Consider the following 7,431-nt stretch of genomic DNA (forward strand, 5'->3'; position numbering starts at 1 on the left):
CACGTTCCCGCCCGAAATCGATCCCGAAATCCGCGACCTTGTGGATCGGATTTCAGGTCCTGAACTCACGCACTAACGAAATGAGCCAACTCAGGTCTAACAGTGAGAGGTGCGAATAGTAGTCTTGGCGTCGAAATGGGATGTTCCCTCGGTGAACGTGCCGGGTTGTGGGCCCGCGGCCCACAAGGTGTCTTGAAGTATGGACAGAATTCGCGCAATTTCTGAAGCAAAACTACCACTAGATAAGGATGAAGAATGTCATTCGCACGAACTATTTTTGACGAACGACATCAAGATTTCCGGGAGACAGTACGACGATTCGCCGAGAGAGATATATCTCCTCATATTTCTCGATGGTCTCAGGAGGGGCAAGTAGATCGAGAGCTCTATCAAAAAGCCGGAAAACTTGGACTTCTCGGTATGGGTATTCCTGAGGAATTCGGCGGGGGAGGTACCAAAGATTTTCGATTCAATGCCATACTTATAGAAGAACTGGCGCGCGCAGGGGCAAGCTCAGTGGTGATGAATCTTAGTGGTTTTAATGATCTCGTCGCACCATATCTAGAGGGGCTCGGAACTGCGGAGCAAAAGAATCGCTGGTTGGAGCCTATGGTGTCGGGGAGGATGATCGGCGCCATTGCATTAACTGAACCCTCTGCGGGGAGTGACCTTGGCGCGATTACCACAGTCGCACACTCGGACGGAGATGACTTCATCGTCAACGGCAGAAAGATATTTATATCAAATGGAATTCTTGCTGATACTGTGATTGTCGCTGTTGTAACCGATCCTCAAGCTGGCAAGAAGGGTATCAGCTTATTGCTGATAGATGCGGATAGCCCTGGATTTTTCAAGACTGGTCCGTTGAAGAAAGTGGGGCTTTTGGCGCAAGATACCGCAGAATTGTTTTTCGAAGATGTTCGAGTGCCAAAAGAAAATTTGCTCGGAGATCTAAATTCTGGATTCCAATACTTGCGCCGCAACCTCCCTCAAGAGCGATTAAGTATTGCTGTTTCTTCTATGGGTACGATGCAGCGAACCTTCGAAAAAGCGCGTACTTATGCCATCGATAGAACCGCTTTCGGTCAAAGGCTTATCGATATGCAAGCAAACCGTTTTTACCTGGCAGAGATCGCCACCGAAATCGAAATAGCGCAAGTGTTCATCGACCGATGCATCCTCGATGCCAGCGCTCAGACGCTTGATGAGACCGATGCAGCAATGGCGAAATGGTGGATCACTGAGCTGCATCTCCGAGTCGTACACCGTGCAGTTCAACTACACGGAGGTTACGGATACATGAAGGAATACGACGTGGCGCAAGACTTTTTGGATTCGAGAATTGGCACGATCTACGGCGGTGCAAATGAAATCATGAAAGAGATAATTGGTCGAAAACTTGCAAAACTTTAGCTCGGTTTAAGTCCGGGATAGGTTCCATTTCGTAATGGAATGCTACTCCGATCCATCCCTGATCGTGTCAATATAATTAGTAGAAAATGTATCACCATTGAATGGAGTATTGTAAAATGAGTCTGCCTCCTCTCCTTGAAAACCGGTTGCGTTTGCCCGTAGTGGCCGCGCCACTTTTCATCGTATCAGGACCTGACCTAGTGATTGCGCAGTGCAGCAGCGGAATCGTCGGATCCTTCCCATCTCTGAACGCCAGGCCTCAGCACGTCTTCCGTGAATGGTTAGTTCGGATCACGGATGCTCTGGAGAAGCATGATATCGATCACCCAGATAAACCAGCTGCGCCATTCGCTGTAAATCTAATCGTCCACAAAAGCAACAGCCGATTAGAAGAGGACCTTGATACTATTGTGGAATTCAAGGTTCCTATTGTAATTACATCGCTCGGTGCCCGGGCTGACGTCAATGAGACAATCCAGTCTTACGGAGGTATCGTATTTCACGATGTCATTGACAATAATTTTGCTAAAAAAGCAATCAGCAAGCATGCCGATGGGTTGATCGCGGTCGCCTCGGGTGCCGGAGGACATGCTGGAACGCAGTCACCATTCGCCTTAGTTCAAGAGATCCGAGACTGGTTCGATGGCCCTCTTCTTCTGTCGGGATCGATCGCGCACGGCCGGTCAATTCTCGCGGCGAAAGCAACTGGAGCCGACCTCGCGTATATCGGGTCAGCTTTCATTGCAACACACGAGGCGAACGCCGACATCCGATATAAACAAATGATTGTTGAATCGGCGGCAGCAGACATCGTATATTCGAATCTTTTCACGGGAGTTCACGGAAACTATTTGCGTGGAAGCATCACCGCCTCTGGACTTGACCCCGACAAGCTAGCCAAGTCGGACCCCTCCGCAATGAACTTCGAAGCTGAACTTTCATCTGAAGCGAAGCCCTGGAGGGATATTTGGGGATCGGGTCAAGGAATCGGTGCTATCTCGTCAGTTCTTTCAGCTGCTGAATTGATTGACCGTTTGTCTAACGAGTATCAGGAGGCTCGAACGCGCTTCGCTCTACACATCTAGAGAACCATGCCAGACAGGTGGGTATGGCAGTTTCCCCTTCGCTCGTCAGCTTCCAAAGTAGGCATAGTTGAGTTCAGGCGAGTCTGAATCGAGAAGATCCCTTGGTCTCCCGAAATCTGAATGGTGTCACACGTTCAGAAACTAGGGAGAACCAGGAGCATGGTAATTGCTGACGGCACGGCTGTTCTCACTACCTGGAACTGAGGGTGGTCGACGTGAACCCAACGCGGCAACGGCATCAGGGTCGTCGACGCGGTTACCAACGATGACGTTGCTGGTGCATGTCCGACTTACAGGGTTTCTCGACTTCCCGGCAGGACGCAGAGTTTTGTCCGCCGTTCCGGCCGGGGCTCGCGCTAGCCATTTCCGAACACTCACAGCGCGACCGGCGCTGGCCTCGACAAGGTTCGAATCATCACCATCGAGCCCGTGTACCGCACTTGCGAGTGACTGTTCGATATACAGATCCGGGTGGCAGCACACACACCGTGTGTCGCCGCTCTCGATTCTTGGGATCCGATCAGCGCTGTACCGCAGCGGTTTTCGGCTGGCTATGCTCGTTACCAGTCGCTGCGGTGGCTTTCTCACGCAGCGCTGCACGCTGAATCTTGCCTGTGGCGTTACGCGGGATCTCTGTGAGCACCTCGAAATGCCGAGGAATCTTGTATCTGGCCAGTCGGCCGGCGAGGAATGTGGTCACGTCGTCGGTCTCGATGGTTGTCCCCTCGACCGGTGATACAAATGCGATGCCGACTTCTCCCCATCTGCTGTCGGCGATCCCGATCACTGCTGCGGCGGCGATGTTGGGATGTTGGGCCAGTACCGCTTCCACCTCGGCGGGATAAATGTTCTCGCCGCCAGAGATGATGACGTCTTTGACTCGATCGACGATCGATGCCCAACCGTCCTCGGCGACTTCGACCACATCACCGGTGCGGAACCAGCCGTCCACCAAGCTCTCGGCCGTCTCGTTGGGCCGCTTCCAGGAGGCGCCGAACACATTCGGTCCCCGCACCAGCAACTCCGCCCGGTCTCCGGCCTCGATCGCCCGCACCGCCCCATGTTGCTGCACTGCGACATCCGTGTAGAAATGGGGGAACCCCACAGAGGTGGGGCGGCCTGACGCGCCATCTCCGGGAGCGAGATAGACCCCCGCGGTGGCCTCGGTCATGCCGTAGCCCTGCTGTAGTCGCACTCCGCGATCCAGCCAGGCGCGAGCAACTCGCTCGATGACTGGGGAGCCACCATAGACGACGTAGCGCAACGAACTCAGATCCGTATCGCTCCATGCCGGATGCTCACATATCAGCTGCAAGATCGTCGGCACCGCCGAGAAACTCGTGATCTCCTGTGATTCGATGGCCTTGAGGACCGTTGCTGCATCGAATTTGGATATCACCTCAACCGAGCCGCCTTTGAACAGAGTCGGCAATGTGACCTGGTTCAAGCCAGTCACGTGAAACATCGGCGCTATGCACAGCGCTCGATCCGATTCGAGTACGTCGATGTGCGCGAATTGGTTCAGCGTGTTGAACGTCACGTTGCCGTGATTCAGCATGGCTCCCTTCGGCCGACCGGTGGTTCCCGAGGTGTACAAGATCAGGCACGCATCATCCAGCCCGACGGGAGCGAAGTTGGCGCTTAAACTTCCCGATTCCAGGAACTGCTCGTAGTCCAGAGCGGGCCAGGGACAGGACCCCGCGTCGTGTGAGACCACGGAAACCAACGATTCTGGTGGCACCCCGATCCCACTGATTGTTTCGTGATGCGCCCCGGTTGTGAACAAAACCCTGGCGGCGCTGTCAGCCAACGTGTATTCGACCTCCGCCGGCGACAGCCGGGTATTGAGCGGCACGAACACCGCCCCCGCCAGTGTTGTTGCGAACAACGCTTCGAAGGTGGCTATCGCGTTCGGCCCCAGATATGCCACCCGGTCACCCGGCCTGACTCCTGCATCCGCGAGGGACGCCGCCAACCGAGCCACCCGGTCGGCGAGATGGCGGTAAGTCATGACACGCCCTTCCTCGACGAGGGCAATTCGGTCGGGCGTGATCCTCGCCCGCCGCCAAGGCCAACTGCCGAGTCCAACGTCGGTGTGCATGATTACCTCTCCGAACTGACAGTCGCGCGTGCAGATCCAAAGGTGAGCAACAGGATGCACACTCATTCCCCAAAATGTAAGGCTTCCTTATATTACAGCGCGCAGAGGGGTCTGTATGCAATACCCAAGTCTCCTATGGGACAGGCGACAACATTCTCGATGCCAGTGTCGCGCGACTCGACTGCCTAGCTAGGATGATCAGGAGGCCTACGAAACGAATCAGTACGGCACAGCGGGAGAAGACACGATATGACAGATGTTGTCGGCGTCCACACGACGCAGGTAGCCTCCACTCACGAGTCACCGTCGTTGCTGTACATCATCAAACAGGTCGAACTCGCGGTACGGGCGCACATGGAAGCTGCGCTCAAAAAAGAAGACATCACCACGCACCAGTACACCGCCTTGACCGTCCTCCTGCACCGGGACGGCTTGTCGGCCGCGGCACTGGCACGTAACTCCTTCGTCACTGCGCAAACCATGGGGGAAATGCTCGCAACCCTGGAGCGTCGCGGACTGGTCACACGTGAGGTTGATCCTGATAATCGTCGGCGCACCCTCACCTGCCTTACCGCACAGGGGCACGAACTGCTCGATCGCTACCGGCTCGTGATGGAAGACCTCGAGGATGACATGGCCGAATCCCTGACGTTCAGGCAACGCGAGGCACTGCGCGGATACCTCAATATCTGCCGCACTAATCTCGAAGGTTCCCCCCGCCGACGGCGCGAACGCAAGGCGTAGAAGGAGGCTCAAGGAGGCAATCTGCCGCGGGACATTGTGGACGATCCGGATGGAGGCCCGGCACCGTGGTTCGTACAAATGGCTCCATGGCGGGAACAGAGCAGGCGTGGTGGGCGCCGATGCAGTGATGAGATGACCGGAGGCCGAGACGCGAGAGCCGGGCAGGAGCACGCTCGCCGGTTCACCGGGTTGCGCCCGTTGCTGTTCACCGGTCGCCTACGAGATCCTCGGGTCCGCGGCGGAGGCCGAGGATGTCCTGCAGGACAGTTACCTGCGTTGGGCGGACGTCGATCTGGCCTTCGTCGAGGACAGCAAGGCCTATCTCGCGAAAGTCGTGACGCGTCAGTCGCTCAACGCCCTGCGCGCGGGCGTGCGCCGCCGCGAAAAGTACGTCGGTCCCTGGTTACCCGAGCCGATTCTGATGTCCTCCGACGACCCGTCCGCCGACGTCGAGCTCGCTGAATCCGTCTCCACGGCAATCCTGCTCGTGCTTGAGACGCTGAGCCCGGACGAGCGGGCCGTGTTCGTGCTGCGTGAGGTGTTCGGCTTCGATCATGCCGAGATCGCCGCGATCGTCGACAAATCAATCGCGGCGGTCCGGCAGACGGCCCATCGGGCTCGTGAACACGTCCACGCCCGCAGGCGTCGGTTCGAGCCGGTCGATGCCGAACGGGCCGCGACGATCACGACCGAGTTCCTCACCGCTGCGGCGACCGGAGACCTTGAGGGTCAGATGGCTATGCTGTCGCCGGATGTCGTCTACACCGCGGCGAGACATACAGCTCCGGCGACACGGAATCCGCGCAGCCCGATCTGGTGGCGGTGATCACCAACGCCGGACAGATCGGTTACGTCCCGTCTGACGAACTTGCCGGTCCGGCCCTCACTCTTGCGAGACGTCGAACGGTCAACAAGTACGGAGCACTCCGGCAAGGACCGTCACCGCGTCGGTCGAAGATGGAGTGACTGCGGTCGGCGACTTCACTATTCGCTGACAATCAGATCGCACAATCGAAACAAGCTCCGGGGCAACGGAATCACTTCCGTTGCGCCGGAGCCGCACGTCGAAGCGATGTTCGCTCAGTTTCGGGATTCTTATTTGTTGTTCCCCTCGCCCAGGTCAGTGCTCCTCGACGGTCTTCCACAGTCGGCCGGCGATACTCGCCTCCTGCAGTTCGTCATCGCTCGTATCAGTCGGTCGGGGGCGACCGCCTCCACAATCACCGACCACGGAACTTTGGGATGAACGGAGTTCCAGCGCGGCCACCAACCGCTCCCTCCCGGAGGCTACACGCGTCGTTGCCCGCTCCGGCCACGTTGAGTCTCCCTGGGTTCGGACCCGCGAAGAGAGCTCAACCTGCTATTTCTGTGGCTGCGACACCGCGATCGTGTCATAGGGAGACCGGGCATCGGACAACGGTCGCGTACAGCCGTACTGCGACAGCCCGGACTGTGCGGCCCGCACCGTTGAGGTCATCGTGATGCACGATCGCACGATGGCCACGACGGACCGCGCTGATGTGCGCGCCCTGGAATACATTCAGCCGACAGCGGTACACCGGAAGCGGTCGAGCGTCGAGCCGATGACTTGGTCTCCCGGCGAGGTGCCCTGGGTTCGGCAGAACACGAGATCGAGTCTGTGCCTTTTCTGCGGCAGCAAGTCGTGCATTCTGTCGCGACGGGACGACCCGCACGACACCGGCCGGGTCGAGTTGTATTGCGAGAATCCGAACTGTCATGTTCGTGTGGTCGATGTACTGGTGATGCGGGACAACACCCCTGAGACATCGGATCGTGAAGACGTGAAGATCCTGACCTTCATCGACACGCCTCCGAGCCTCCGACCTGAGAACTCGGTCGACACGAGCGCCAGGAGTCTTCGTACCCGCCAGCCGTTGCGTCGGATGGATGACCCTCTGCCGCGACGTCGATCGGAACGGTTGCCGTGGGAGCAGTGAGGTACGCACGACCCGCTGCGGTCACCACGTAGGAAGTCCTGATCGGACGTGGGCCCCCGGCGACGGCGGCCGAAGTCCCCCACCCCCAACCCGAGGTTTATCACCAGTGCGCACCCCCGGTGGTCGGCGC

At 57.6% G+C, this 7,431-nt stretch carries 4 protein-coding genes and 1 pseudogene; 4 read left to right on the forward strand and 1 reads right to left on the reverse strand.

What is annotated here, in order from left to right; genetic code table 11:
* Positions 1 to 255: 255 nt before the first annotated feature.
* Together ACFWAY_RS47565 and ACFWAY_RS47570 are read left to right on the forward strand one after the other, a co-directional pair.
* On the forward strand, positions 256 to 1,413 hold the full coding sequence (locus ACFWAY_RS47565; RefSeq protein WP_378515586.1) for an acyl-CoA dehydrogenase family protein: 1,158 nt from the start codon (positions 256 to 258) through the stop codon (positions 1,411 to 1,413).
* 116 nt (positions 1,414 to 1,529) lie between these two features.
* Entirely contained in the window at positions 1,530 to 2,498 is a 969-nt protein-coding gene (locus ACFWAY_RS47570) for an NAD(P)H-dependent flavin oxidoreductase (RefSeq protein ID WP_378515588.1), read from the forward strand.
* A gap of 520 nt (positions 2,499 to 3,018) precedes the next feature.
* Here the strand turns inward: ACFWAY_RS47570 and ACFWAY_RS47575 are convergent.
* Positions 3,019 to 4,665, reverse strand: coding sequence for a long-chain fatty acid--CoA ligase (locus tag ACFWAY_RS47575; RefSeq protein WP_378515589.1), 1,647 nt, complete (start codon positions 4,663 to 4,665; stop codon positions 3,019 to 3,021).
* Between the two features lie 243 nt (positions 4,666 to 4,908).
* On the opposite strand from ACFWAY_RS47575, the gene ACFWAY_RS47580 reads away from it, so the two are divergent.
* Together ACFWAY_RS47580 and ACFWAY_RS47585 are read left to right on the forward strand one after the other, a co-directional pair.
* Entirely contained in the window at positions 4,909 to 5,343 is a 435-nt protein-coding gene (locus ACFWAY_RS47580) for a MarR family winged helix-turn-helix transcriptional regulator (protein WP_378515590.1), read from the forward strand.
* Between the two features lie 132 nt (positions 5,344 to 5,475).
* Positions 5,476 to 6,145 (forward strand): annotated as a pseudogene (locus ACFWAY_RS47585) (sigma-70 family RNA polymerase sigma factor); the annotation flags it as partial.
* Positions 6,146 to 7,431 lie beyond the last annotated feature (1,286 nt).

The organism is Rhodococcus sp. NPDC059968, from assembly GCF_042738615.1.
GTDB lineage: Bacteria > Actinomycetota > Actinomycetes > Mycobacteriales > Mycobacteriaceae > Rhodococcus_F.